General features: G+C 61.4%; 22 protein-coding genes. 11 read left to right on the top strand and 11 right to left on the bottom strand.

Annotated features, from left to right (window positions below; all coding sequences use genetic code 11):
* Positions 1–2: 2 nt before the first annotated feature.
* Entirely contained in the window at positions 3–1,094 is a 1,092-nt protein-coding gene (locus tag RC54_RS06600) for a M48 family metallopeptidase (RefSeq protein ID WP_244216453.1), read from the top strand.
* A gap of 150 nt (positions 1,095–1,244) precedes the next feature.
* Here the strand turns inward: RC54_RS06600 and clpA are convergent, their stop codons facing one another.
* Together clpA and clpS are read right to left on the bottom strand one after the other, a co-directional pair.
* On the bottom strand, positions 1,245–3,548 hold the full coding sequence (clpA, locus tag RC54_RS06595) for an ATP-dependent Clp protease ATP-binding subunit ClpA (protein WP_017453644.1): 2,304 nt from the start codon (positions 3,546–3,548) through the stop codon (positions 1,245–1,247).
* Entirely contained in the window at positions 3,545–3,859 is a 315-nt protein-coding gene (gene clpS, locus RC54_RS06590; protein ID WP_034330154.1) for an ATP-dependent Clp protease adapter ClpS, read from the bottom strand. Before clpS ends, clpA begins: the two co-directional genes overlap by 4 nt.
* 338 nt (positions 3,860–4,197) lie before the next feature.
* Here clpS and cspE point away from each other — a divergent pair, with 338 nt between their 5' ends.
* Positions 4,198–4,404, top strand: a complete 207-nt coding sequence (gene cspE, locus RC54_RS06585) for a transcription antiterminator/RNA stability regulator CspE (protein WP_006463169.1) — start codon at positions 4,198–4,200, stop codon at positions 4,402–4,404.
* 163 nt (positions 4,405–4,567) lie between these two features.
* Here cspE and icd read toward each other — a convergent pair whose 3' ends face one another.
* Entirely contained in the window at positions 4,568–5,824 is a 1,257-nt protein-coding gene (icd, locus tag RC54_RS06580) for an NADP-dependent isocitrate dehydrogenase (protein WP_058894678.1), read from the bottom strand.
* 238 nt (positions 5,825–6,062) lie between these two features.
* Between icd and RC54_RS06575 the strand changes: the two genes are divergently transcribed.
* From RC54_RS06575 to RC54_RS06565, 3 genes are all read left to right on the top strand, one after another.
* Complete coding sequence (locus RC54_RS06575; RefSeq protein WP_061790241.1) at positions 6,063–6,623, top strand: pseudouridine synthase; 561 nt, start codon at positions 6,063–6,065, stop codon at positions 6,621–6,623.
* A gap of 200 nt (positions 6,624–6,823) precedes the next feature.
* Positions 6,824–7,003, top strand: a complete 180-nt coding sequence (locus RC54_RS06570) for a hypothetical protein (RefSeq protein ID WP_058894676.1) — start codon at positions 6,824–6,826, stop codon at positions 7,001–7,003.
* A 178-nt stretch (positions 7,004–7,181) separates the two neighbouring features.
* On the top strand, positions 7,182–7,643 hold the full coding sequence (locus RC54_RS06565) for a DUF192 domain-containing protein (protein WP_058894675.1): 462 nt from the start codon (positions 7,182–7,184) through the stop codon (positions 7,641–7,643).
* A gap of 114 nt (positions 7,644–7,757) precedes the next feature.
* On the opposite strand, the gene rpsT is transcribed toward RC54_RS06565, so the two are convergent.
* Positions 7,758–8,024, bottom strand: a complete 267-nt coding sequence (gene rpsT / locus RC54_RS06560; RefSeq protein ID WP_006463174.1) for a 30S ribosomal protein S20 — start codon at positions 8,022–8,024, stop codon at positions 7,758–7,760.
* Positions 8,025–8,353: 329 nt separating this feature from the next.
* Here rpsT and murJ point away from each other — a divergent pair, with 329 nt between their 5' ends.
* Both murJ and RC54_RS06550 read left to right on the top strand, forming a co-directional pair.
* Positions 8,354–9,907 carry a murein biosynthesis integral membrane protein MurJ gene (gene murJ / locus RC54_RS06555; RefSeq protein WP_061790240.1) on the top strand — a complete coding sequence of 518 codons (1,554 nt, stop codon included), beginning with the start codon at positions 8,354–8,356 and terminating at the stop codon, positions 9,905–9,907.
* Positions 9,908–9,997: 90 nt separating this feature from the next.
* The gene (locus RC54_RS06550) at positions 9,998–10,846 is read left to right on the top strand and encodes a SirB1 family protein (protein WP_061790256.1); all 849 of its coding nucleotides are present in this window, start codon (positions 9,998–10,000) and stop codon (positions 10,844–10,846) included.
* 18 nt (positions 10,847–10,864) lie between these two features.
* Here the strand turns inward: RC54_RS06550 and RC54_RS06545 are convergent, their stop codons facing one another.
* Positions 10,865–12,787 carry an ATP-binding cassette domain-containing protein gene (locus RC54_RS06545; protein ID WP_061790239.1) on the bottom strand — a complete coding sequence of 641 codons (1,923 nt, stop codon included), beginning with the start codon at positions 12,785–12,787 and terminating at the stop codon, positions 10,865–10,867.
* Positions 12,788–13,108: 321 nt separating this feature from the next.
* Here RC54_RS06545 and RC54_RS06540 point away from each other — a divergent pair, with 321 nt between their 5' ends.
* From RC54_RS06540 to RC54_RS06530, 3 genes are all read left to right on the top strand, one after another.
* On the top strand, positions 13,109–15,583 hold the full coding sequence (locus tag RC54_RS06540) for a penicillin-binding protein 1A (RefSeq protein ID WP_061790238.1): 2,475 nt from the start codon (positions 13,109–13,111) through the stop codon (positions 15,581–15,583).
* 568 nt (positions 15,584–16,151) lie between these two features.
* Positions 16,152–16,886 (top strand): c-type cytochrome, encoded by a 735-nt coding sequence (locus tag RC54_RS06535; RefSeq protein ID WP_373281455.1) that lies wholly within the window; start codon positions 16,152–16,154, stop codon positions 16,884–16,886.
* On the top strand, positions 16,883–18,175 hold the full coding sequence (locus tag RC54_RS06530; protein WP_061790236.1) for a c-type cytochrome: 1,293 nt from the start codon (positions 16,883–16,885) through the stop codon (positions 18,173–18,175). Before RC54_RS06535 ends, RC54_RS06530 begins: the two co-directional genes overlap by 4 nt.
* 115 nt (positions 18,176–18,290) lie before the next feature.
* Here RC54_RS06530 and RC54_RS06525 read toward each other — a convergent pair whose 3' ends face one another.
* The 5 genes from RC54_RS06525 to RC54_RS06505 all read right to left on the bottom strand — a co-directional run bounded on the left by RC54_RS06525 (position 18,291) and on the right by RC54_RS06505 (position 24,416).
* Positions 18,291–18,983: a response regulator gene (locus RC54_RS06525; RefSeq protein WP_017453633.1), complete on the bottom strand. Its 693-nt coding sequence runs from the start codon at positions 18,981–18,983 to the stop codon at positions 18,291–18,293.
* Between the two features lie 33 nt (positions 18,984–19,016).
* On the bottom strand, positions 19,017–20,351 hold the full coding sequence (gene glmM, locus RC54_RS06520) for a phosphoglucosamine mutase (protein ID WP_061790255.1): 1,335 nt from the start codon (positions 20,349–20,351) through the stop codon (positions 19,017–19,019).
* Between the two features lie 125 nt (positions 20,352–20,476).
* Positions 20,477–21,325: a dihydropteroate synthase gene (gene folP, locus RC54_RS06515; protein ID WP_061790235.1), complete on the bottom strand. Its 849-nt coding sequence runs from the start codon at positions 21,323–21,325 to the stop codon at positions 20,477–20,479.
* A 195-nt stretch (positions 21,326–21,520) separates the two neighbouring features.
* A complete protein-coding gene (ftsH, locus tag RC54_RS06510) occupies positions 21,521–23,410 on the bottom strand; it encodes an ATP-dependent zinc metalloprotease FtsH (protein WP_017453630.1) in 1,890 nt (629 codons plus the stop codon).
* Positions 23,411–23,768: 358 nt separating this feature from the next.
* Positions 23,769–24,416, bottom strand: a complete 648-nt coding sequence (locus RC54_RS06505; protein WP_058894668.1) for an RlmE family RNA methyltransferase — start codon at positions 24,414–24,416, stop codon at positions 23,769–23,771.
* A 76-nt stretch (positions 24,417–24,492) separates the two neighbouring features.
* On the opposite strand from RC54_RS06505, the gene yhbY reads away from it, so the two are divergent.
* A complete protein-coding gene (gene yhbY / locus RC54_RS06500; protein WP_008326832.1) occupies positions 24,493–24,951 on the top strand; it encodes a ribosome assembly RNA-binding protein YhbY in 459 nt (152 codons plus the stop codon).
* Positions 24,952–25,089: 138 nt separating this feature from the next.
* Here yhbY and greA read toward each other — a convergent pair whose 3' ends face one another.
* Positions 25,090–25,566 (bottom strand): transcription elongation factor GreA, encoded by a 477-nt coding sequence (gene greA / locus RC54_RS06495; RefSeq protein ID WP_013233401.1) that lies wholly within the window; start codon positions 25,564–25,566, stop codon positions 25,090–25,092.
* Positions 25,567–25,573: the final 7 nt, after the last annotated feature.

The raw sequence follows: 25,573 nt of genomic DNA, 5'->3' as shown, positions 1-25,573 counted from the left end.
GCATGACCGTATCCCCCCTGCCCGCGTGGCAGAAACTGAAGACTCTCGCCACCCTGGCACCACTGGCCATCCTGGCCGCCTGCGCCACGCAGGAACCCGGCCCGGCGCCGGCCACTCCGAGCAAACCGGTCACCGTGACCGCCCCGGCTCCGCGCCCGGTGGTCGACAATCCCCAGCAGCAGCAATTGCGCGAACTGATCAATCAACAGGACCGCCTCTACCGCGTGGCCGCGCCGCTATTGACCAACAATGCCCAGCTCTGCCGCGGCAATGCCCGCAACCTTCTGGGGTTCACGGCAAAGAACAAGTATTCCTTCCCCATCGAATTCGCCGACACGGCGCGCAGCCTGGGCTATGACGATCGCCTGCAGGTCACGGGCGTACTGCCTGGCAGTGGCGCCGAGCAAGCCGGTATCCAGCGCGGCGACGTGCTGATCTCGGTGGCCGGCAAGCCCATGCCGCAAGGCACCGATGCCGAACGCCAGGCGGCGGTACTGTTAAGTCCGCTGGTGGTCAAGAAGGCGCCGATTGCCCTGGGCATACAGCGTAACGGCCAGAACAGCGTGGTCAACGTACCGCTGACCTATGCCTGCGCCTTCAGCATCGAGCTGGGCAATGCCGACAACGTCAACACCTATGCCGATGGCCGCCGCGTGCTCATTACCCGCGGGATGCTCAAGTTCACCCAGTCCGATGATGAACTGGCCTACCTGATCGCCAAGGACATGGCGCACAACATCCTCGGTCACGCCATCCGCCAGCGCATGGTTTCGACGATTGCCGAAGTGATCGACAACCTGCTGCTGCCGCATCCGGACCCGACCACCACCGCAGGTACAGCGGGTATCCGCGTCTATCCGCAGGATCTGGATGCGGCTGCCGATACGCTCTCGCTGTACCTGCTGGCGCGCGCCGGCTACAACATCGACAACGTACCGGCCTTCTGGAAGCGCCTGGCGGACCAGTATCCGGCCAGCGTGCCCAATGGCTATACGGCACTGCATCCCTCCACCGCTTATCGCCTGGCGATGATCGAGAAGGTGACGCAGATCGTGAAGGCCAAGCAGGAGGCGGGCAAGCCGCTGGTGCCGTAAATGCGGTGAGATGAAGCAATTGACGTGAAGACGGCGCGGTGCAGTTCAAGACCGCGCCGTTTTTGTTTGCTGATTGAGGGTGAAGCAATTTGCAAAACAAAAGGCCACGCCGGTTTCCCGGCGTGGCCTTGTTGGTCTGGCTGATGCGGCTTATTCGACTTCGAGCTTCTCTTGCGGCTCTTCCGGCGGGGACGAATCGTCGCCCTCGGGGAAGTCCAGCTTGATCTGATCCTTGTCGTCCATCTCCACCGTCACGCGGCCGCCGCTGACCAGCTTGCCGAACAGCAGTTCGTCGGCCAGCGCCTTGCGGATCAGATCCTGGATCAGGCGCGACATCGGGCGTGCCCCCATCAACGGATCGAAGCCCTTCTTGCCCAGGAACTTGCGCAGACTGTCGGAGAAGACGGCTTCCACCTTCTTCTCGTGCAGTTGCTCTTCCAGCTGCATCAAGAACTTGTCGACCACGCGCAGGATGATTTCCTCGTCCAGCGGGCGGAAGCTGATGATGGCATCCAGACGGTTGCGGAACTCCGGGGTGAACATGCGCTTGATGTCCGCCATTTCGTCGCCGGCTTCCTTCTTCTCGGTGAAGCCGATGGTGCGCTTCTGCAAGCTCTCGGCGCCCGCATTGGTGGTCATGATGATGATCACGTTGCGGAAGTCGGTCTTGCGGCCGTTGTTGTCGGTCAGCGTGCCATGGTCCATCACCTGCAACAGGATGTTGAAGATGTCGGGGTGCGCCTTCTCGATTTCATCCAGCAGCAGCACGGCGTGCGGCTTCTTGTTGACGGCTTCGGTCAACAGGCCGCCCTGATCGAAACCAACGTAGCCCGGGGGCGCGCCGATCAGGCGGCTCACGGCATGGCGCTCCATGTACTCGGACATGTCGAAACGCACCAGCTCGATGCCCAGGATGAAGGCCAGTTGCTTGGCCACTTCGGTCTTGCCCACGCCGGTCGGACCGGAGAACAGGAAGGAGCCGATCGGCTTGTCGGTCTTGCCCAGGCCGGCACGGGCCATCTTGATGGCCGAGGCCAGTGCTTCGATGGCCGGATCCTGGCCGAACACCACGTTCTTCAGGTCGCGCTCGATGGTCTGCAGCTTGGCGCGGTCGTCCTGGTTGACGGATTGCGGCGGGATGCGGGCGATCTTGGAAATGATTTCCTCGATTTCCGGCTTGCCGATGGTCTTCTTCTGCTTGGACTTGGGCAGGATGCGCTGGGCGGCACCGGCTTCGTCGATCACGTCGATGGCCTTGTCGGGCAGGTGACGGTCATTGATGAAGCGGGCAGCCAGTTCAGCGGCCGAAGTGAGCGCAGAAGCAGAATACTTCACACCGTGGTGTTCCTCGAACTTGGACTTCAGGCCGCGCAGGATCTGCACGGTCTGTTCCACCGTCGGTTCGTTCACATCGATCTTCTGGAAGCGACGCGACAGTGCGTGATCCTTCTCGAAGACGCCACGGAATTCGGTGTAGGTGGTGGCGCCAATGCACTTCAACTGACCGCTGGAGAGCGCAGGCTTCAACAGGTTGGACGCATCCAGCGTGCCGCCCGAAGCCGAACCCGCACCGATGATGGTGTGGATTTCGTCGATGAAGAGGATGCCGTTGGGGCTGTCCTTCAATTGCTTGAGCACGGCCTTCAGACGCTGCTCGAAGTCGCCGCGGTACTTGGTACCGGCCAGCAGCGCGCCCATGTCCAGCGAATACACGACGGCATTCTTCAGGATCTCCGGCACATCGCCTTGCGTCACGCGCCAGGCCAGGCCTTCGGCGATGGCGGTCTTGCCCACGCCGGCTTCGCCCACCAGCAGCGGGTTGTTCTTGCGGCGGCGGCACAGCGTTTGGATGACGCGCTCGACTTCGGACTCGCGGCCGATCAGCGGATCGATCTTGCCTTCGGCGGCGGCCTTGTTCAGGTTCTGGGTGAACTGGTCCAGCGGGCTTTCCTTCTGCTGGCCTTCGGCTTGCACATCTTCTGCGCCTTCCGGGGCCTTCTGCGGATCGGTCTGCTGGTCCTTGCGCACGCCGTGCGAGATGAAGTTGACCACGTCCAGGCGGGTCACGCCCTGCTGGTGCAGGTAGTAGACCGCGTGCGAATCCTTCTCGCCGAAGATGGCCACCAGCACGTTGGCGCCGGTGACTTCCTTCTTGCCGTTGGAGGCCGACTGCACGTGCATGATGGCGCGCTGGATCACGCGCTGGAAGCCCAGCGTGGGCTGGGTATCGACCTCGTTGGTACCAGGTACGGTGGGGGTATTGTCGGTGATGAAATTGGTCAGCGTCTTGCGCAAATCGTCAATATTCACCGAACAGGCGCGCAACACTTCGGCCGCTGACGGATTATCCAGCAGCGCCAGCAGCAAGTGCTCCACGGTAATGAATTCATGACGTGATTGTCTGGCTTCGACAAAGGCCATATGCAAACTGACTTCGAGTTCCTGCGCAATCATGCTTCCTCCATCACGCATTGCAGGGGGTGCCCTGCCTTTCGAGCGTGGGTTAAAACGAGTTCCACTTTAGTGGATGCGATATCTTTGGGATACACACCACACATTCCCTTCCCATCGCGGTGAACCTTGAGCATGATCTGCGTCGCGGTTTCACGGTCCTTGTTGAAGTACTGCTGGATGACGGCGACGACGAACTCCATCGGCGTATAGTCATCGTTCAACAATAAAACCTGGTACATCGGGGGCGGCTTGAGTTTGGCCTCTTGCCGCTCCAGGACTGTACCGCCATCATTTTCGTGCTTGGTTGCCATGCGTTTATTGGACCATCAAAAGCTGTGCAACGCACAATGATCTCGTAACCTCTAGATGAGATAGATATTACTTGTTTTCCGGACCATGTGCAGATGACGATGATTCATCCTAAATCAAGGGCAATCTTCCCCATCGTTTGAACAAGCCCCCAAACGCAAAGGTGAAAAATGCTTGACTTTTGCATTTCGACCGAGAACAATGGAATTCATTGATTAGTAGTTACTAAATGTAACAGCTCATCGATGCGATAGGGGGCACGGTTTAAGGGGGGCTGCGTGACGCGCGATGCTTCTTGCTTTGACGGCTCGTGTGATAGTTAATTTTGAAAGATGCTTTTATGGCAACAGGTACTGTCAAGTGGTTCAATGATTCCAAAGGCTTTGGCTTTATCACTCCGGATGACGGCGGCGAAGATCTGTTCGCACACTTCTCCGCAATCCAGATGAACGGCTTCAAGACCCTCAAAGAAGGTCAAAAAGTCCAGTTTGACGTTACGCAAGGCCCCAAGGGCAAGCAAGCATCGAACATCCAGAACGCCGCTTAAACCCCGGTTTCTCTAAAAGCCCCGCCCTTGCGGGGCTTTTTTCGTTGGCTCGGCTATCTTGACCTAGCCATCTGCCGCACCACCCGATCACATCCCGCCCCACCAAAACAAACAGCCGGACGATGCCGGCTGTTGTTTTTTCATCATTACTGCCGAGGCAGGCCTACATGTTTTCGATCATCACTTCGCCAAATCCCGAGCAGGAAACCTGGGTCGCGCCTTCCAGCAGACGAGCAAAGTCATAGGTCACACGCTTGGCCGAGACCGACTTCTGCATGGCCGTGATGATCAGGTCTGCCGCCTCGATCCAGCCCATATGGCGCAGCATCATTTCCGCCGAGAGGATGATGGAACCGGGGTTCACATAATCCTTGCCAGCATACTTGGGCGCGGTGCCGTGGGTGGCTTCGAACACCGCCACCGAATCCGACATGTTGGCGCCCGGCGCGATGCCGATGCCGCCGACCTGCGCCGCCACGGCGTCGGAGATATAGTCGCCGTTCAGGTTCATGGTCGCGATCACGCTGTATTCAGCAGGACGCATCAGCACCTGCTGGAAGAAGGCATCGGTGATCGCATCCTTGATGATGATCTGACGGCCGGTCTTGGGGTTCTTCAGGCGCATCCACGGACCATCGTCAATCAGCTCGGCACCGAATTCGCGGCCGGCCAGGGCATAGCCCCAGTCGCGGAAGGCACCTTCGGTGTACTTCATGATATTGCCCTTGTGCACCAGCGTGACCGACGGCTTGTCGTGGTCGATGGCGTACTGGATGGCCTTGCGCACCAGGCGCTCGGTGCCTTCGCGCGAAACCGGCTTGATGCCCAGCGCAGAGGTCTCGGGGAAACGCAGCTTCTTGACGCCCATCTCGCGCGTCAGCAGCTCGATCAGTTTCTTCACTTCCGGCGTGCCGGCCTGCCATTCGATGCCGGCGTAGATGTCTTCGGAGTTCTCGCGGAAGATCACCATGTCGGTCTTTTCCGGCTCACGCAGCGGCGAGGGCACGCCCTTGAAGTAACGCACCGGGCGCAGGCAGACATACAGGTCCAGTTGCTGGCGCATGGTCACGTTGAGCGAACGGATACCGCCGCCCACCGGCGTGGAGAGCGGCCCCTTGATCGACACCAGATACTGCTTGAGCACCTCCAGGGTTTCATCGGGCAGCCAGACGTCCTGGCCATACAGCTTGGTGGCCTTCTCGCCGGCATAGATTTCCATCCAGTGGATCTTGCGCGCACCGCCGTACGCCTTGGCCACGGCCGCATCCACCACCTTCAACATCACCGGCGTGACATCCACGCCCACGCCATCGCCCATGATGAAGGGGATGATGGGATTGTTCGGGACATTGAGAGTGTCATCGGCATTGGCGGTGATCTTGTGCCCTTCGGCAGGCACCTGGATATGTTGATACGACATCGTGTTCTCCGACGGTTGAAGCGGTGGCGTTAGAAAGCATCAGGAGCAGTCCGGGTACAGGGGCGGCAGAGCACCCTTGCCTGAATTGCCATGCAAGCGGGGAATTTTAAGAGATTTCCGGGTTTCCAGCCTGAAAATTCCAGAATAGGTCATCCAAGTCTTATATAAGACACAGGACATATGCAATCGATTATGCAACAGGATTTTACGCAATGCCATCTTTTTGCGACACTAAGGCATGTCCCTGATCCTCTTGAACAAACCCTTCGGCGTGATGAGCCAGTTCTCCGCCCATCCCCAGCGCCAGACCCTGGCCGATTACCTCGACATTCCCGGCATCTATCCCGCCGGCCGGCTCGATGCCGACAGCGAGGGCCTGCTGCTGCTCACCGATGATGGCAAGCTGCAGCACGCCATCGCCCACCCGCGCCGCAAACAGCCCAAGACCTACCTGGCCCAGGTGGAAGGCCTGGCCAGCCCGCAAGCGCTGCAACGGCTGCGCGATCCGCTGGACCTGGGCGACTTCGTGACCCAGCCCAGCGACGCCAAGCTGATCCAGGAACCTGCATGGCTATGGCCACGCAATCCTCCCATCCGCCAGCGGCAACACCTGCCGACCAGCTGGATTGCGCTGACCATCAGCGAAGGCAAGAACCGCCAGGTGCGCCGCATGACGGCGGCCGTCGGCCTGCCCACGCTGCGCCTGATACGCATTGCCATCGGGCCGTTTTCGCTGGCCACGCATCCGGTGATGCCGGGGGAGTGGCGCCAAGTCGATCCACTGGAGCTGGAAAAATAGACGTAGAAAATGCAGAGCGTCATGAATAGTGATCTATCTGACAACCATACCATTCCCAAGCCTGCACAATTTTTCGAGAATTCCGATAAAAAAGATCAAAACCGGTGTCAACCTTCATACGCGCCCATCGTTATTGGCAGTGATTCGCACGAATCATCGTTTGCCTCACATCCCTAACATGTTGAATTGAAGGACGCAAAATGAAAAAATTGATCGCCGCTCTGATCGCTGGTCTGTTCGCAACTGCCGCTTTCGCACAAGCTCCGGCCGCTCCGGAAGCACCGAAGGCTGAAGCCGCTGCTCCGAAGGCCAAGAAGGCGAAGAAGGCCAAGAAGGCAAAGAAGGCAAAGAAGGCCGCAGCAGCTGACGCAGCCAAGTAATTCGCGTTTGGCAATTCAAAAGGCAGGCTAGTCCTGCCTTTTTTCATGCCCGCTCGCTTCGTGCCGGGCGACATTTATCCCCACCTCATCCAGCCGTCCCGCAAGGCGCGTGCACACCCTGCCCCGCTGCTGCTATCCTGCTTGCCTTGCCTGACTCCACCCACGATTGATAATGAACATGCGCCAATCTTCACTTTCCCGCTTCTTCATGACCAGCGCCGCCGCCCTGCTGGCCGCTGGCTGCCTCTGCAGCGCCAGCGCGCAAACGCCGCAGGTACGCAAGTTTCCCACCACCCAGCTCAATATCGGCATCCACCTGATCAAGGCCGAAGTGGCCCAGACCGAGGCCGAGCGCGAGCAGGGGCTGATGTTCCGCGAAAAGATGGGCGACAACGAGGGGATGCTGTTCCTGTTCGGCCAGCCGGCCGGCGTGTGCATGTGGATGAAAAATACCCTGATCCCGCTGTCGGTGGCCTTCATGGATGAAAAAGGCTTCATCATCAACATCGAGGAAATGAAGGAACAGACCCTGGATTCGCACTGTGCCAAGCGCGCAGCGGTCTATGCGCTGGAAATGAACAAGGGCTGGTTCAAGCAAAAGAACATCAAGCCCGGCAGCAAGGTGGAAGGCCTGCCCTAAGGAGAAGTGCAAGTCAGTCGTACCAATGCAAAAAACCGCTTAGCAATAAGCGGTTTTTCTTGTACTGCAGTCTGAAGCGGGCGCCGCCGCGCTTCAGCTCAAGACCAGGAGCAATTAAGCAGCCAGGGCCTTCAGGGCAGCAGCCAGGCGGCTCTTGTGGCGAGCGGCCTTGTTCTTGTGGATGATCTTCTTGTCGGCGATGCTGTCGATGGTCGAGACCGAAGATTGGAACACGGAGGTTGCTGCAGCCTTGTCGCCGGCAGCGATGGCCTTGCGAACTGCCTTGATTGCGGTGCGCAGGGTCGAGCGCTGGCTCGAGTTGTGAGCGTTTTGCTTGACTGCTTGACGAGCACGCTTACGTGCCTGTGCGGTATTTGCCATGAAAATTATCCTAAATCGAGAGTCGTTTGCGCCGCAAACCCCTAGGACTCGCGATGCCAAATTCTGTAAAGCATCGGATTATAACGAGATTTACCTGACAAGGCAATCAACTTGTCCGCTTCTACCGTAAACCCGGCGCTATCCGTTGCGATACCGCCCCACACCGCTCGGCTCGCCTCGACCATTGTCGTAAAGAAATTCATGTCAATCCGCGAACCTGGCCCTGTCAGACGCACTCTATTGCGCCAAGCTTCATATCCACCTCGCCAAAGCCTCACCCACCGCCGATTGCGGCCGCCGCCGCCAGCCCCCCGCTATAATGCCGCACCATGAACTTGCATAAAACGCTAGCCGCCATCTCCGGCATGACGATGCTCTCGCGCATCAGCGGACTGGTCCGGGAAATCCTGTTTGCCCGTACCTTTGGCGCTTCCGCCTATACCGACGCCTTCAACATCGCCTTCCGCATTCCCAACCTGCTGCGCCGGCTGTTTGCCGAGGGCGCGTTCTCGCAGGCCTTCGTGCCCATCCTGGCCGAATACAAGAACCGCCGCGGCCACGACGAGACCAAGCATCTGGTGGACCACGTGGCCACCGCCCTGATGTGGGTCATGCTCATCACCTGCGTGGTGGGCATCGTGGCCACGCCCTTCGTGGTCTATTTCATCGCCACCGGCCTGCAATACGACCCGGACGCCTTCCACGCCTCGGTGCTGATGACCCGCATCATGTTCCCCTACATCGGCTTCATGGCCTTCGTGGCGCTGGCCGGGGGCATCCTGAACACCTGGAAGGAATTCAAGATCCCGGCGGTCACCTCGGTGTTGTTGAACGTTTCCTTCATCGTCGCCTCGCTGTTCGTGGCGCCCTTCATGGCGCAGCCCATCTATGCCATGGCCTTTGCCGTGCTGGTGGGCGGCATCCTGCAGGTGGCCATCCAAATCCCCGCCTTGATCAAGATCGGCATGTTGCCGCGCCTGTACTGGAACCCCATGCTGGGCCTGCGCGACGCCGGCGTCAAACGGGTCTTGCAGAAGATGGGGCCGGCCGTCTTTGCGGTCTCGGCGGCCCAGATCAGCCTGATGATCAACACCAACATCGCCTCGCGCCTGCAGCATGGCAGCGTGTCCTGGCTGACCTATGCCGATCGCCTGATGGAATTCCCCACGGCGCTGCTGGGTGTGGCGCTGGGTACGATCCTGCTGCCCAGCCTGTCCAACGCCCATGCCGCCAATGACATGGAAGAATACTCGGCCCTGCTGGACTGGGGCCTGCGCCTGACCTTCATGCTGGCCATGCCGGCAGCAGTCGGGCTGGCCACGCTGTCCGAACCCTTGACGGCCACCCTGTTCCACTATGGCCGCTTCGATGCGCTCTCGGTGACCATGGTCGGCCACGCGCTGGTGGCCTATGGCGTCGGCCTGCTGGGTCTGATCCTGGTCAAGATCCTGGCGCCCGGCTTCTATGCCAAGCAGGATATCCGCACACCGGTGATGATCGCCGTGGGCGTCCTCATCGCCACCCAGGCCATGAACAGCCTCTTCGTGCCGCTCTTCTCCCATGCCGGACTGGCGCTGTCCATCGGCCTGGGCGCTTGCCTCAATGCGCTATGCCTGTTCATCGGTCTGCGCCGGCGCCAGATCTATGTGCCGCGTCCGGGCTGGGGCTTGTTCCTGGTGCGCCTGACCGGCGCCCTGCTGATCATGGCCGGGGTGGCGCTGTGGATGGCCGGCCACTTCGACTGGGTCGCTCTGCGCGCTCATCCCTTGTTGCGCATCGGAGCGCTGGTGCTGGTGCTGGTGGTGTGTACGCTGGCCTACTTCGGGCCGCTGTTTGCGATGGGTTTCCACCTGCGTGAATTCAAGCGCATCGCGCGCCGCTGAGGATAAGGCTGGGACCGCCCGCAACAAGAAATTTCACTGCCCAAGCAGCAGACCTGACGCAGCGCGCAATATTTTGATAGCATGGGTGCCATGACGCTCACCTCCCTCGACTATTTCGCTTCGCTGGTGCGCCAGGACGATTCGATTCCCTTGTTCGAATCCGCCTTGACGCTGGGACAGGATTTCTATCCCGAAATGGACTTCGCCGAGGAAGAAATGGCGCTGGACAACCTGGCCGCCAAGCTCAAGCAGCGCCTGCCCTCGGATGCCTCGCAGATCCAGAAGCTGCGCATGTTGAACCATTTCTTCTTCCAGGAAATGGCCTTCGCCGGCAACGTCAACAATTACTACGATCCCGATAACAGTTACATCCACCGCGTCATCTCGACGCGGCGCGGCATTCCCATCTCATTGGCGGTGGTCTATATCGAACTGGCCCAGCACATCGGGCTGGATATGAAGGGCGTGTCCTTCCCCGGCCACTTTCTGATGAAGCTGTCGGTGCAATCGGGTGAAATCGTGCTTGATCCCATGAATGGCGCCAGCCTCTCGCGGCAGGAGCTGGAAGAGCGGCTGGAACCCTTCCTGGCGCATCACCCGGAAGAAGACTTCGGCGATGAATTGCCGCTGGCGGCCTACCTGCGCGCAGCCCATCCACGCGAAATCCTGGCGCGCATGTTGCGCAACCTCAAGGCCATCTTCATGGAAAGCCAGCGCTGGCAGCAAGTGCTGGATGTGCAGGAGCGCCTGGTGATCCTGCTACCCGAGGAAATCACCGAAAAGCGCGACCGCGGCCTGGCCTACGCCAACCTGGGCCAGGCCCAGGCGGCGCTGGAAGATCTGGAAGCCTACCTGGCCCTGCGCCCGCAGGCCGAGGACGCGCCCAACCTGCGCGAGATGCTGCCCGACCTGCGCGAAGCCTTGCGCAAGCCGAGCTGATCGTGTCGGCTTGCGGCCTTACTTCTTCCCTTCGATTTCTTCCCAGCGTTCCAGGCTCACCAGCAATTCTTCGTCGATCTCGGCGAAGCGCTGGTTGAGCTTGACGGCCTCATCGGCGCTCTTCTTGTACAAGTCCGGGTCGGCCAGCTTGGCTGAAATCTCCTTCTGTTCTGCTTCCAGCGCGGCGATGCGCTTGGGCAGTTCGTCCAGTTCGCGCTGTTCCTTGTAGCTCAGTTTCTTCTTGGCCACCGGGGCGGCCACCACCGGCGCGGCCATGGTCGACTCGGCCTTGCTCTCGCTCTTGTCGGCGGCCTTGGCCGCTGCCTTGGAGGCTGCCGCCTGCTGGGTCGGGCGCTGGCGTTCCCAGTCGGAATAGCCGCCCACGTATTCGCGCCAGACACCATTGCCTTCGGCGGCGATCACCTGGGTCACCACGTTGTCCAGGAACATGCGGTCGTGGCTGACCAGGAACACCGTGCCGTCATACTCTTCCAGCAGCTCTTCGAGCAGTTCCAGGGTATCGATGTCGAGGTCGTTGGTCGGCTCATCCAGCACCAGCACATTGGCCGGCTTGGCGAACAGGCGCGCCAGCAGCAGGCGGTTGCGCTCGCCACCGGAGAGCGTGCGCACCGGCGAGCGGGCGCGTTCGGGGGCGAACAGGAAGTCCGACAGGTAGGTCATCACGTGCTTGCGCTGGCCGTTGACTTCGACCCAGTCGCTGCCCGGCGCGATGGTATCGGCCAGCGTCGTTTCTTCATTCAATTGCGCGCGCATCTGATCGAAATACGCCACCTGCATCTTGGTACCCTGCTTGACCGTGCCGCTGTCGGGTGCTTCCTCGCCCAGGATCAGCTTCAACAGCGTGGTCTTGCCGGCGCCGTTCTGGCCGATCAGGCCGACCTTGTCGCCACGCATGAGGATGGTGCTGAAGTCGCGCACGATGGTCTTGGGACCGTAGGCCTTGTTCACATTCTCCAGTTCCGCCACGATCTTGCCGGAACGCTCACCGGTACCCACTTCCAGCTTGACCTGGCCCTGCCGTTCGCGGCGCTCGCTGCGTTGCACGCGCAGGGCTTCCAGCCGGCGCACGCGGCCTTCGTCACGGGTGCGGCGGGCTTGCACGCCCTTGCGGATCCAGACTTCTTCCTGCGCCAGGAATTTGTCGAACTTGGCGTTTTCCACTTCTTCATTGGCCAGCAGCTCGGCCTTGCGGGTCTGGTAAGTGGTGAAGTTGCCGGGGAAGGAGAGAATCTTGCCGCGATCCAGTTCGATGATGCGGGTCGAGACATTGTCCAGGAAGCTGCGATCATGGGTGATGAAGAGGATGCTGCCCTTGAAGTCGCGCAGTAGCCCTTCCAGCCACAGGATGGAGCCGAAATCGAGGTGGTTGGTCGGCTCGTCCAGCAGCAGCACATCGGGGTTGCCCACCAGCCCGCAAGCCAGCGCCACACGTTTCTTCATACCGCCAGACAGCTCGCCGATGCGGGCCTCGCGGTTCAGGTTGAGCTTGTCCAGGGTGGTCTCGACCTTGTTGCCGATGGACCAGGCGTCGGCCGCATCCAGCACGGTCTGGATCTGGTGCATCCGTTCCAGCAAGGCGTCGTCGTTATCGCCGCCGAACTGGCCGGTGATGGCTTCATATTCGGCCAGCAGCGCCGGCAACTCGCCCAGACCCGAAGCCACGGCGTCGAACACCGTCATCTCGGCAGGGAAATGCGGTTCCTGATCGACGTAGGCAATCTTCAGGCCCTGCTGCATCACCAGCAAGCCATCGTCGAGCTTGGAGCGGCCGGCGATGATCTTCAGCAGCGAGGACTTGCCGGTGCCGTTGCGGCCGATCAGGCCGATGCGTTCGCCGGTCTCCAGCGAGAATTCGGCGTGATCGAGAAGGGCCACGTGGCCAAAGGCCAGTTGCGCGTCGGTAAGGGAGATGACTGCCATAGCGTGTATTGCCTGATCTGCGTGAATGCGACGGCCGGGGCCGCGCAGGATGGATTGCGAAGGCGCTTGATGCGGAAAAAGCGCAAGAGCGGCATTGTACCGACTGCGCCGCCGAAATGCTGATTTAAGCGTAGGCCAAGCCGGATTACCGGCCCCTGGTTTGCATCATAGCAACGGGATAGATGAAAAATAACGACAAAACCTCGAATTTCCCCGTCATGCGGGAGCGATGTTACAACTGGTTAAGCATTGCCCCAGGGTGGCCTGCCGGCTCGGCGGCGCGATGCGGTAAGATAGCGCATCCCGATTCGCACTCATCCCATGCCTTTCTCCTCTTTGCCGGACCTGCGCCGCCAGCGCGGCTTCCTCAGTATCAACGTCGCCAAGTTCATCGGTCTATCCATCCTCGGTCTGGGCGTCGCCGGCGCGCTGCTGGTGGTCTATGCACTGATCTTCATCAACCCGCGCCTGCCTTCGCTGGACCTCATCACCGACTACCGCCCCAAGGTGCCGCTGCGCATCTGGTCCGCCGACAAGGTCTTGCTGGGCGAGTTTGGTGAAGAAAAACGCAGCCTGGTCAAGCTCGACGACATCCCGGCCGACATGAAGAATGCCGTGCTGGCCATCGAAGACTATCGCTTCTACGAACACGGCGGCATCGACTGGATCGGCATCGCCCGCGCACTGGTGACCGACGTGCTGCGCGGCAGCGCCTCGCAGGGTGCCAGTACCATTACCATGCAGGTGGCGCGCAACGTCTTCCTGACCAAGGAAAAGACCTTATCGCGCAAGCTCTACGAAGTGCTGCTGGCCAACAAGATCGAACATGCCCTGACCAAGGACCAGATCCTGGAGGTCTACATGAACCAGATCTACCTGGGCCAGCGCGCCTTCGGCTTTGCCGCCGCCGCCCGCACCTACTTCGGCAAGGACCTCAAAGACATCACCCTGGCCGAAGCCGCCATGCTGGCCGGCCTGCCCAAGGCGCCCTCGGCCTACAACCCCATCGTCAACCCCAAGCGCGCCCACATCCGCCAGCAGTACATCCTGCAACGCATGTTGGACGTGGGCTTCATCACCCAGGCGCAGTACGACAAGGCGTCCAAGGAAGAGCTGAAGGTGCGCGCCCCGGGCAGCCAGTACACCGTGCACGCCGAATATGTGAATGAAATGGTGCGCCAGATGGTGTACGCCCAGTACAAGGAAGACACCTATACCCAGGGCTTCAACGTCTACACCACGGTCAATGCCGCCGACCAGCAGGCCGCTTACCAGGCCGTACGCAAGGGCGTGATGGATTACGACCGCCGCCACGGCTATCGCGGCCCGGAAGAAACCATCGAATTGCCGGCCAATGCCGAGGACCGCGCCTCGGCCATCGATGACGTGATGGATGACCACCCCGACAACGACGACATCCTGGCCGCCGTGGTAGTGGCCGCCAGCCCCAAGCAGATCGATGCGGTGCTGCGCAGCGGTGACAAGATCAGCATCAAGGGCGAAGCCCTGCGCTTCGTCGCCGCGGCCCTGTCGGAAAAGGCCAAGAAGGACATCCGCATCGCGCCGGGTGCGCTGATCCGCGTGATGCAGGATGCCAAGCAGAACTGGCAGGTGGTGCAATTGCCGCAGGTAGAAGCGGCGCTGGTGTCGGTGGTGCCGCAGGATGGTGCCATCCGCGCCCTGGTCGGTGGCTTCGACTTCACCCAGAACAATTTCAACCACGTGACGCAAGCCTGGCGCCAGCCGGGTTCGACCTTCAAGCCCTTCATCTATTCGGCTGCGCTGGAGAAGGGTTTTGCACCGGCCTCCATCGTCAACGATGCCCCGGTCTCCTACCCGGCCGGCCCCGGACAGCCGAACTGGGAACCCAAGGATGACGAAACCCCGGCCGGCCCCATGACGGTGCGCACCGCCTTGCAGAAGTCGGTGAACCTGGTGGCCATCCGCACGCTGGACTACATCGGCGTGCCCTATGCCCGCGACTTCATCACCGGGACCTATGGCTTCGATACCGACAAGGTGCCGCCCTACCTGCCCATGGCGCTGGGGGCAGGACAGACCAATCCATTGCAGCTCTCGGCGGCCTATTCGGTGTTTGCCAACGGCGGCTACAAGATCCAGCCCTATCTGATCTCGCAGATCACCGATGCCCGTGGCAAGGTGCTCTCCAAGGCCGACCCGCTGATCGTGGGCAATGGCGCACCGCGCGTGGTGGCCGAACGCAACAGCTATATCATGACCAACCTGCTCAGGTCGGTGGCCCAGGCCGGTACCGGTGCGCGCAGCAACAGCATTGGCCGCACCGACCTGGCCGGCAAGACCGGTACCACCAATGATGCCGTGGATGGCTGGTTCGCCGGCTACCAGCACACCCTGGCCACCGTCGCCTGGATGGGTTACGACCAGCCCAAGAGCCTGGGCAGCAAGGAATTCGGCGCGCAACTGGCACTGCCGATCTGGGTCGATTACATGGCCAAGGCCTTGAAGGGCGTGCCGCAGTTCGACCAGCCGGTGCCGGATGGCATCCGCTTCATCGATGGCGAGCCCTACTACGACAACTTCACTCCCAACAATGGCCTGGTGACCAATGTCGGTGTGACGGCAGGCGATGCGCTGGCGAACTTCTTCGGCTGGACCACTAACCAGACCCCGGCCACACCAGCCAACAATCAACCGGCACCGAACGTGCCAGGCAGCGCGCCGGGCGGCCCGGGCGCGGCCCCTGGCACATCGGCCAACCGCCCGCAGAGCGAGAGTGCGCGGCGCTTCCTGGACAATACCAACCAGGGACATTGAGACCAAGGATAGGGAGACCAGGGCGCAGCTTGCGGGCTGCGCCTTTTTCATACCAGCGGCGAGCACGAAAAAAAACGGGCACTTCCAAGAAAGTGCCCGTTTTCATTGCTTCTGGTGCCCCCGACACGGATCGAACGTGTGACCTATCCCTTCTTACCACTATGGCTTTCGCCACCATCGAATATTCAGATATCAGACATCAAATATCAGATGTTTGTAGTCTGGACTATACCTTGGCCATGGACGCTGCCCAGCGAGGACAGGGGTCTACAGGCCGGAGCCGTCTAGTCTCTACACCTTCCGGCTTGCGCGAACAAGCGGCTTGGCTCGGTATTGCCAGCAGCCGCATCATCAGACCATGCGCTGTCAGGGTTCACCGACTTTGACTCCATTCATGCGGCGCCTTTCGGCATCCGCTGCCCAATTGTCTTTAGGAGGGGATCGCTCTATCCACTGAGCTACGGGGGCTGCAAGGCCGCTATTGTATCCGCTGCGCCTGGCATTGCAAAGCCGCAAGCAGCTTGTCAGCTTGGACTACAATAGCCCGATGCGCTCGCCCACAATAAAGATGAAGAAATTTACCACCGCCGCGCTGGGGACGATGCTGGCAGCCTCACTGGCCCTGGCCCAGGAACCGGCGGGCGAGGCTCGCGGGGTGCCCGGTATGAGCGAACGCGTAGCAGCCTGTATCGCCTGCCATGGCAAGCAAGGGCGGGCCACCGCCGATGGCTACTATCCGCGCATCGCCGGCAAGCCCGAGGGCTATCTGCTACACCAGTTGCAGAGTTTTCGCGATGGCCGCCGACGCTATCCCATGATGAACTACCTGCTGGGCAATCTCTCCGACGCTTACCTGCAACAGATCGCCGCCTTCTTCGCCGCCCAGCATCCACCCTATCCGCCACCGGTGGCCGCCGATGCCAGTGCTGCCGTGCTGGAGCGCGGCCGTCTGCTGGTGCACCAGGGCCGGCCGGCGCAAGGCATCCCGGCCTGTGCCGCCTGCCACGGGGCCGGGCTGGCCGGCGTGCAACCGGGGATCCCGGGCTTGCTGGGCTTGCCACGGGACTACCTCACGGCCCAGCTCGGCGCTTGGCGCAATGGCGAACGCACGGCCAAGGCACCGGATTGCATGGGCCAGATCGTCCGCGCCTTGAGCCCGGAAGACCTCCATGCCGTCAGTAGCTGGCTCTCTTCGCAGCCGGTGCCGCCCACCTATGCGCCCGCCGCCACCCTGCCGCAGGCGCTGCCGGTGCAGTGCGGCAGCATGTCCGCGACGGGTGAGGCCGCAGGGGCGGCGCGATGAACCAACGCCTGCGCCTGGGCCTGTCGCTGCTGCTGGCGGCCGTACTGCTCGTGCTGGCCGCAGCCGGCGGCGTGATCGCCTGGCAAAGCCTGCGCAGTGAAGACCCTGGCGTGGCCGTACCGGTCAGCGATCGCCAGGCCCAGCGCTTGCAGGGCCAATACCTGGCGCGCGCCGGCAACTGCATGGGGTGCCACACGGTACGGGGCGGCGCCACCTATGCCGGGGGACGCGCCATCGCCACCGAGTTCGGCACCCTCTACACCTCCAACATCACGCCCGACAAGGCCACCGGCATCGGCGAGTGGAGCGCCGACGACTTCTGGCGCGCCTTGCATCACGGGCGCGGACGTGATGGCCGCTTCCTCTACCCGGCCTTCCCCTACCCCAACTACACCCGCCTGAGCCGGGCCGACAGCGATGCCCTGTTTGCCTACCTGCAGGGACTGCCTGCGGCATCTCAGCAAAATCGTTCACATGCGCTGCGCTTCCCCTACGACCAGCGCCCGCTGCTGGGCCTATGGCGCGCATTTTTCTTCACTTCAGGCGTTTACCAGCCCGATCCGGCGCGCAGTGCGCAGTGGAACCGCGGCGCCTACCTGGTGCAGGGCGCGGGACATTGCAGCGCCTGCCACAGTGCGCGCAATAGCCTGGGCGCGAGCCTGGCGCCGCTATCCTTGGCCGGCGGCATGATCCCGCTGCAGGACTGGTATGCGCCGCCCCTGCATGGGGGTGCACAGGGACTGGGGAGCTGGAGCCAAGAGGAGGTGGTGGCGCTGCTCAAGAGCGGGGTCTCGGCGCGCGGCGCCACGCTGGGGCCGATGTCGGAAGTGGTCGGGCGCAGCCTGCAATACCTGGAGGAGGCCGACCTGCAGGCCATGGCGCTCTATCTGAAATCGCTGCCGGACGCTACCCCGACCATGCCCGCGCAAGCCGAACCGGTCGAGGCCGATCAGTTGTTCCGGCAGGGCAAGAAGCTCTACGGCGAACTCTGCGTGGACTGCCATGGCAGCAAGGGCCAGGGCAGCGCGCCGGACTATCCGCCGCTGGCCGGCAATCACGCCATCGCCGGGCCGCAGGCGGTCAATGCCATCCGCGCCGTGCTCAATGGCGGCTTTCCGCCTTCCACGGCGGACAATCCCTATCCCTTCGGGATGCCGCCCTTCGGACCGCAACTGAGCGACCAGGAAGTGGCTGCGCTGGTGTCCTTCGTGCGCAATAGCTGGGGCAACCAGGGCAGCCTGGTCTCGGCCTCCGAGGTGAACCGCTATCGCAGCGTGCCGCTGGACTGAGCCGGTCTACCATCGTTTTGCTGGCGCACCCTGGCATGAAAAAAGGCGATCCGAAGATCGCCTCGAAGATCGCCTTTTGGCTTTTCAGGTTTTCAGCTTTTTAGCGCTGGCTGCCTCATTGCTCGGTACTGAGCTTGTACCCCATCCCGCGCACCGTCTGCACGTAATGCGCCAGGTCACCGAGCGACTTGCGCAGGCGCATGATATGTACATCCACCGTGCGCTCCTCGATGAAGGTATGGTCGCCCCACACCTTGTCGAGCAACTGGGCGCGCGAGAAGATGCGATCCGGGTGCGCCACCAGGTAGCGCAACAGCTTGAACTCGGCCTGGTCCAGCAGCACCGATTTACCCGCTACCGAGACCTGGCGGCGCTCCACATCGATGCTGATCTCGCCATAGCGCAGTGCCTGGCTGCCGATTTCCGGGGCCTTGCGGCGTAGCAGGGCCTGTACCCGCGCCACCAGTTCCTTGGGCGAGAAGGGCTTGGTGACGTAGTCGTCGGCGCCTTCGTTCAAGCCCTTGACCTTGTCTTCTTCCATGCCCTTGGCGGTGAGCATGATGACCGGCAACGCCGCCGTGCGCTGGTCGCGCCGCAACTCCGAAAGCAGCACCAGGCCGGAACTGTCGGGCAGCATCCAGTCCAGCAGCACCATGTGCGGCAGCGATTCGGCGATCAGCTTGCGGGCCTGGGCCACGTCGCTGGCGATGGTGGCGGCAAAGCCGGCGCCCTCCATCGTGAAGCGCAACAGCTCCGCGATGCTGGGTTCGTCTTCGACCATCAGGATGTGGGCTAGCTCTTTAGACATCGTCCTCGGATCCGAAACAGGCTCTATTTCTACTCACAGTACCTTGGCGGCGATACGCTGGGCCATGGAGCGCGCCAGTTCGGCTTCCTCGGCTTCCACCATGACGCGGATCAGCGGCTCAGTGCCGGAGGGGCGCAGCAGCACGCGGCCGCGCTCGCCCAGCAGTTGCTCGACCACGCTCTTCTCGGTTTGCAGGGCGGTATTGGATTTCCAGTCATAACCGGCAGGAATCTTGACGTTGACCAGCGATTGCGGATACAGGCTGATGTCGGCCGTCATCTGCGCCAGGGTCTGGTCGGCGCGCTTCAAGGCCGACAATACCTGCAGCGCCGAGACGATGCCGTCGCCCGTGGTGTGCTTGTCCAGCGCCAGCAGGTGGCCGGAACCTTCGCCGCCTAGCAGCCAGCCCTTTTCCTGCAGCACTTCCAGCACGTAGCGGTCGCCCACCTTGGCGCGCGCAAAGGGCACGCCCATCTTCTTGAAGGCCACTTCCAGGGCCATGTTAGTCATCAGGGTGCCGACCGCGCCATCGACGGCGCCGGTGGCCAGGCGGTCCTTGACCATCAGGTACAGCAATTCATCACCGTTGTAGATGCGACCACTGCCATCGACCATGATGAGCCGGTCGGCATCGCCATCCAGGGCGATGCCCAGGTCGGCACGGTATTCCCGCACCGAGGCCACCAGTGCTTTGGGGGCGGTGGCGCCGCAATCCTCGTTGATGTTGAGGCCATCGGGCTGATTGCCGATGGTGATGACTTCGGCTCCCAGTTCATGGAACACGTGCGGGGCGATGTTGTAGGCCGCACCGTTGGCGCAGTCCACCACCAGGCGCATCCCGCGCAGATCCATGGCGCCGGGGAAGGTACTCTTGCAGAATTCGATGTAGCGGCCCGCCGCATCCGACAGGCGACGTGCCTTGCCCAGCTTTTGCGAGGGTACGCACTCCATCGGCTGCTCCAGCGCCGCCTCGATGTCGGCCTCGACCTGATCGGGCAGCTTGTTGCCCTTGGCCGAGAAGAACTTGATGCCATTGTCGTGGTAAGGATTGTGCGAGGCCGAGATCACCACGCCGGCCGAGAGGCGCTGGGCCCGGGTCAGGTAGGCCACGGCCGGAGTGGGCAGTGGGCCGGCCAGCCAGACGTCCACGCCGGCGGCGGCGAAACCCGCCTCCAGCGCGGCTTCCAGCATGTAGCCGGAAATGCGCGTGTCCTTGCCGATCAATACCGTGGGGCGCGCCACGCCATCCTTGCTCTTGGTCAGTACCTTGCCGGCGGCGTAGCCCAGACGCATGACGAAATCCGGCGTGATGGGCGCCACGCCCACGCGACCGCGCACGCCATCGGTGCCGAAATACTTTGCTGCCATCTTCAATCCTCTGTCTATGTACTACAGGCTGGGGGGAGGCTCATGATCCCGCCGCTGTGCCTGAAATTTGATTTGTCTCGCTTGTTATCGATGATGTCGTTGTCGGTGACACCCCTGGTCAGATATCAGATATCTCCGCGCCCAGCCTGCCACATGGCGAGCGCATCGACCGTCTCGGCCACGTCATGCACGCGGATGATCATCGCGCCCTGCTGTGCTGCCGCCAGCGCGGCGCCGATGCTGCCAGCCAGACGACGCTCCAGCGGCTTGCCGGTGACCGCACCGATCATGGATTTGCGCGACATCCCGGCCAACAGCGGCAGGCCCAGGGTATCGATCAGGCGGCGCGTGTTCTTGAGCAAAGTCAGATTATGCTCCACTGTCTTGCCAAAGCCAAAACCGGGGTCGATACAGATACGTTCACGCCCGATGCCGGCATCACGCATGAGATCGACCTGCTGCTGCAGGAATTGCTCGACCTCGCTGACCACATCTTCATATTCCGGCGCCTGCTGCATGGTCTGCGGCTGGCCTTGCATGTGCATGACGCACAGGCCGGCTTCGCTGTCCTTGACCACCTCGATGGCACCTTCGGCGCGAAAACCGTTGATGTCATTGATCATGTCCACCTCGGCCGCCAGCGCTTCGCGCATGACAGCCGGCTTGTAGGTATCCAGCGACAATGGCTTGCCGCAGTCGCGCAGCGCGTAGATCACCGGCATGACGCGCTCCAGCTCCTGCTCCAGCGAGAGCGGGGCAATGCCGGGGCGGGTGGATTCGCCGCCGATGTCGATGATGTCCACGCCATCGGCGATCATCTGTTCGGCGTGGCTCAAGGCCAGTTCCAGCGAGTGATGGCGACCGCCATCGGAAAAGGAGTCGGGCGTGAGGTTGAGGATGCCCATCACCAGCGGCCGGCGGCCGATCTGTACCGGCAGGCGGAACCTGCCACATTTGAGGAATGCTTGCGTCATCTTGCTTCTATGAGCCTTGTCTTCATGAGCGACCTGCCGGGGCAGCTCGCGTGGCGCTGCATGATACACCGCGACTGGCCGACTGCTGCACTTTTGTTCAGAGGACAGGCCTGCGGGCCGCACATAAAGAAAAAGGTGAGGATCGCTCCTCACCTTTGTCGGGACTGCCGGGTCAAACCATCAAGTCATCGACCTTTAGGCCGGTGCAGTGGCATTGGGCGAAACGTCGCCGGAACGGTTGTTGTCCGAAGACGACTTCTTGGTCGGCGTACCATTGCGCGGCGGACGCGGTTCGTCACCGTTCATGATGTCGTTGACCTGATCGGCGTCCAGGGTTTCCCATTCCAGCAGGGCCTTGGCCATGACGTCGACCTTGTCGCGGTTTTCTTCCAGCAGGCGACGGGCCAGGGCGTATTGCTCATCCAGGATACTGCGGATTTCAGCATCGACCTTCTGCTGCGTGGCTTCGGAGACGGTCTTGGACGACATGCGGCCGAAGTAGGCATCCTGTTCCGAATCTTCATACACCATGGTGCCCAGGGTCACGGACATGCCGTAGCGGGTGACCATGGCGCGAGCCAGCTTGGTGGCGCGCTCGAAGTCGTTGGAAGCGCCGGTGGACATCTGGTGCATGAAGATTTCTTCAGCGATACGGCCACCGAAGAGGATCGAGATCTCTTCCAGCATCTTGTCCTTGTACATGTTCACGCGGTCATGTTCCGGCAGCTGCCAGGTCAGGCCCAGGGCATAGCCACGCGGCATGATGGTGACCTTGTGGACTGGATCGGCCTTGGGCAGCAGCTTGGCCACCACGGCGTGGCCGGACTCGTGGTAGGCGGTGTTGCGGCGTTCTTCTTCGCGCATCACGGCCGACTTGCGTTCCGGGCCCATGACGATCTTGTCCTTGGCGTCTTCGAAGTCCTGCATCTCGACCAAGCGCTTGTTGCGACGTGCAGCGAAGAGCGCAGCCTCATTGACCAGGTTGGCCAGGTCGGCACCGGAGAAACCGGGGGTGCCGCGGGCCAGGATGTCGGCCTTGACGTCCGGGGCGATAGGCACCTTGCGCATGTGGACGTAGAGGATCTGTTCGCGGCCACGGATGTCGGGCAGGCCGACCATCACCTGACGGTCGAAGCGGCCCGGACGCAGCAGCGCCTTGTCCAGCACATCGGCACGGTTGGTGGCGGCGATCACGATGACGCCGGAGTTGGCTTCGAAGCCATCCATCTCGACCAGCATCTGGTTCAAGGTCTGTTCGCGTTCGTCGTTGCCACCGCCCATGCCGGCGCCACGATGGCGACCAACGGCGTCGATTTCGTCGATGAAGATGATGCAGGGGGCGTGCTTCTTGGCGTTCTCGAACATGTCGCGCACACGGGAGGCACCGACACCGACGAACATTTCCACGAAGTCCGAACCCGAAATGGTGAAGAACGGGACCTTGGCTTCACCGGCGATGGCGCGCGCCAGCAGGGTCTTACCGGTACCCGGGGGGCCGACCATCAGCACGCCGTGGGGGATGCGGCCGCCCAGCTTCTGGAACTTGGTCGGATCACGCAGGAACTCGACCAGCTCCTGCACTTCTTCCTTGGCTTCATCGCAACCGGCGACGTCGGCGAAGGTCACCGAATTGCTGTTTTCATCCAACATGCGCGCCTTGGACTTGCCGAAGGAGAACGCGCCGCCCTTGCCACCGCCTTGCATCTGACGCATGAAGAAGATCCAGACGCCGATCAACAGCAGCATCGGGAACCAGGAAATGAAGATCTGCGACAGGAAGGATTGTTCTTCCGGCTGGCGCACGTCGAACTTCACGCCGTTATTGAGCAGGTCGCCGACCAGGCCACGATCCAGCACGGTGGTTGCAGTCTTGACCTTGGTGCCATCCTGGGTGGTGGCGATGATGTTGCGATCCTCGATGGTCGCATCCTTGATGTGTCCGGCCTTGACCTCGGAGATGAAGTCCGAATACGCGATCGGCTTGGCATTGGTCGCCATGCTGCGGCTGTCGAACTGTTTGAACACCATAAACAGCACGAGCGCGATGACTACCCAGATGGCAGCCTTGGAAAACATATTGTTCACTGGAACTCCTCCGACGCCTGGGCGCCACGTTGCCTTTGTATTGTCCGATTTTACCCGGATTCAACCACTCTTACATGTAAAACCGCCGTCCGCCCTGCCCTGCCGTGCCGTCGCGCAACGCACAAAAGCCAACCATTGCTGCCACTGGCGTACTCAGTTGCCATCTCGACATCAGCTTTGGCGCTGGTCGTTCAGGCATTCCTTTTTACGGATCAGGCAATCGGACGATGCCCAAAAATCGATATAAGGCTGAAATCAGGCAAAACAAGGCAGGAAAATTCACTAAATCGCGCGGTTTTCGGTAGATTTTGCGCCTGATTGACGGTGCTGTACCGGTTCTGCGTCAACTTTAGCCGAATTAGCTGCGCGGATTCTTCAGGATTTTCCCCAGCAGAAAGATTTCGGATGATTTGTCGCGACTGGCCTTGGGCTTCTTGGACATCACCGTCTTGAACTCGGCCCGGAATTTATGCACCAGTTCGTTGTAGCCGGTGCCGTTGAAACACTTGACCAGCAAAGCGCCGCCAGGTTTCATGTGCTGTTGCGCAAATTCGATGGCCAGATCGATCAGGTACTCCACCCGCGCGGCGTCGGCAATGGCCACGCCCGACAGGTTGGGCGCCATGTCCGACAGCACCAGGTCGGCCTTGCGGCCGTCCAGCACGGCTTCCAGCTGGCGCACCGGCTCGTCTTCGCGGAAGTCGCCCTGGATGTAGTGAACATCGGCAATCGGGTCCATCGGCAGGATATCGAGCCCGATGATGGTACCGTGGATGCCGCCGCCCTCGGCACCGGCCAGCTTGTTGCGCACGTACTGGCACCAGCTGCCGGGGGTACAACCGAGGTCGACGATCACCTGACCGGGCTTGATGAGCCGCTCTTCTTCGTCGATTTCCTTCAGTTTGTAGGCCGCGCGCGCACGATAACCCTCCTTTTGTGCCAGCTTCACATAAGGATCGTTGATATGGTCGTGTAACCAGTTTTTGTTCAGTTTGTTCTTTGCCATTCGCGTAGAATACTGGTTTTATCTCATTGAGGGACAACTTGGCGCCGCCGAGACCTCGTCCCGAACCCGCACTCCCATGTTGAATTTGACTCCCGCCGAGCGCAGCGAACTGCGCGCCCAGGCCCATGGCTTGAATCCCGTCGTAATGGTAGGCGAAAGTGGCCTGTCCGAATCCGTGATGAAGGAAATCGACAAGAGCTTGAACGCCCACGGCCTGATCAAGGTCCGCGTCTTCGGCGACGATCGCGAAGCCCGCATCGCGATCTACGAAACCATCTGTGCCGAACTGAAAGCCGCTCCGGTGCAACACATCGGCAAGCTGCTGGTGCTGTATCGCCCGCAAAAGGACGAAGGCAAGAAAGCCGCTGCCGGCGCCAAGGGCGGCCTGCGCGAAGTGACCATCGTCAAGTCGCACGCCACCAAGCGCCCCTCGGTGAGCAAGGTCATGCTCAAGGGCAACGAGCGTATCACCGCCGGTGGCCTGGTCAAGAAGGCCAAGCCACGCCAGCGCAGCACCAAGAAGAGCGCAGGCTGATCGCCGCCACCGGGCTACGGCTCAAAAAACAGAATGCCCGCTGATGCGGGCATTTTCATTTCCGGCTCGACGGAGTTGCGGCCAGTGCGCCGCAGCGTCCGCCCCGCTTCAGGCGCGGGCGGACAGCTTGGTGCTACCTCAGACGTAGCGCACTTCCAGGATTTCGTATTCCTTCAGGCCCGACGGCGCTTCCACCGCCACCACGTCACCGGCGCTCTTGCCGATCAGGGCACGGGCGATGGGCGAAGTCACCGAGACCTTGGATTCCTTGATGTCGGCTTCGTCCAGGCCCACGATCTGGTAGGTCACCTTTTCGCCGCTATCCAGGTTTTCCAGGTCCACGGTGGAGGCAAAGACCACGCGACCTTCCGCGTTCAGTTCGGCCGGGTCGACGATCTGGGCCGCGCCCAGCTTGCCTTCCAGATCGGCGATGCGACCTTCGATGAAGGCCTGACGCTCCTTGGCCGATTCATATTCGGCGTTTTCGGACAAGTCGCCCTGCGCACGCGCTTCGGCGATCGCATTGATGACTTCCGGGCGGTCTTTGGTTTTCAAACGGTGCAATTCTTCCTTCAGAAGTTCTGCGCCACGCTTGGTAAGGGGAACTGTGCTCATAAGTCTC

Source organism: Herbaspirillum rubrisubalbicans (genome assembly GCF_003719195.1).
Taxonomy (GTDB): domain Bacteria; phylum Pseudomonadota; class Gammaproteobacteria; order Burkholderiales; family Burkholderiaceae_D; genus Herbaspirillum; species Herbaspirillum rubrisubalbicans.
The sequence above is the reverse complement of the archived record's forward strand: the minus strand, read 5'-3'. Positions and strand labels throughout refer to the sequence as shown.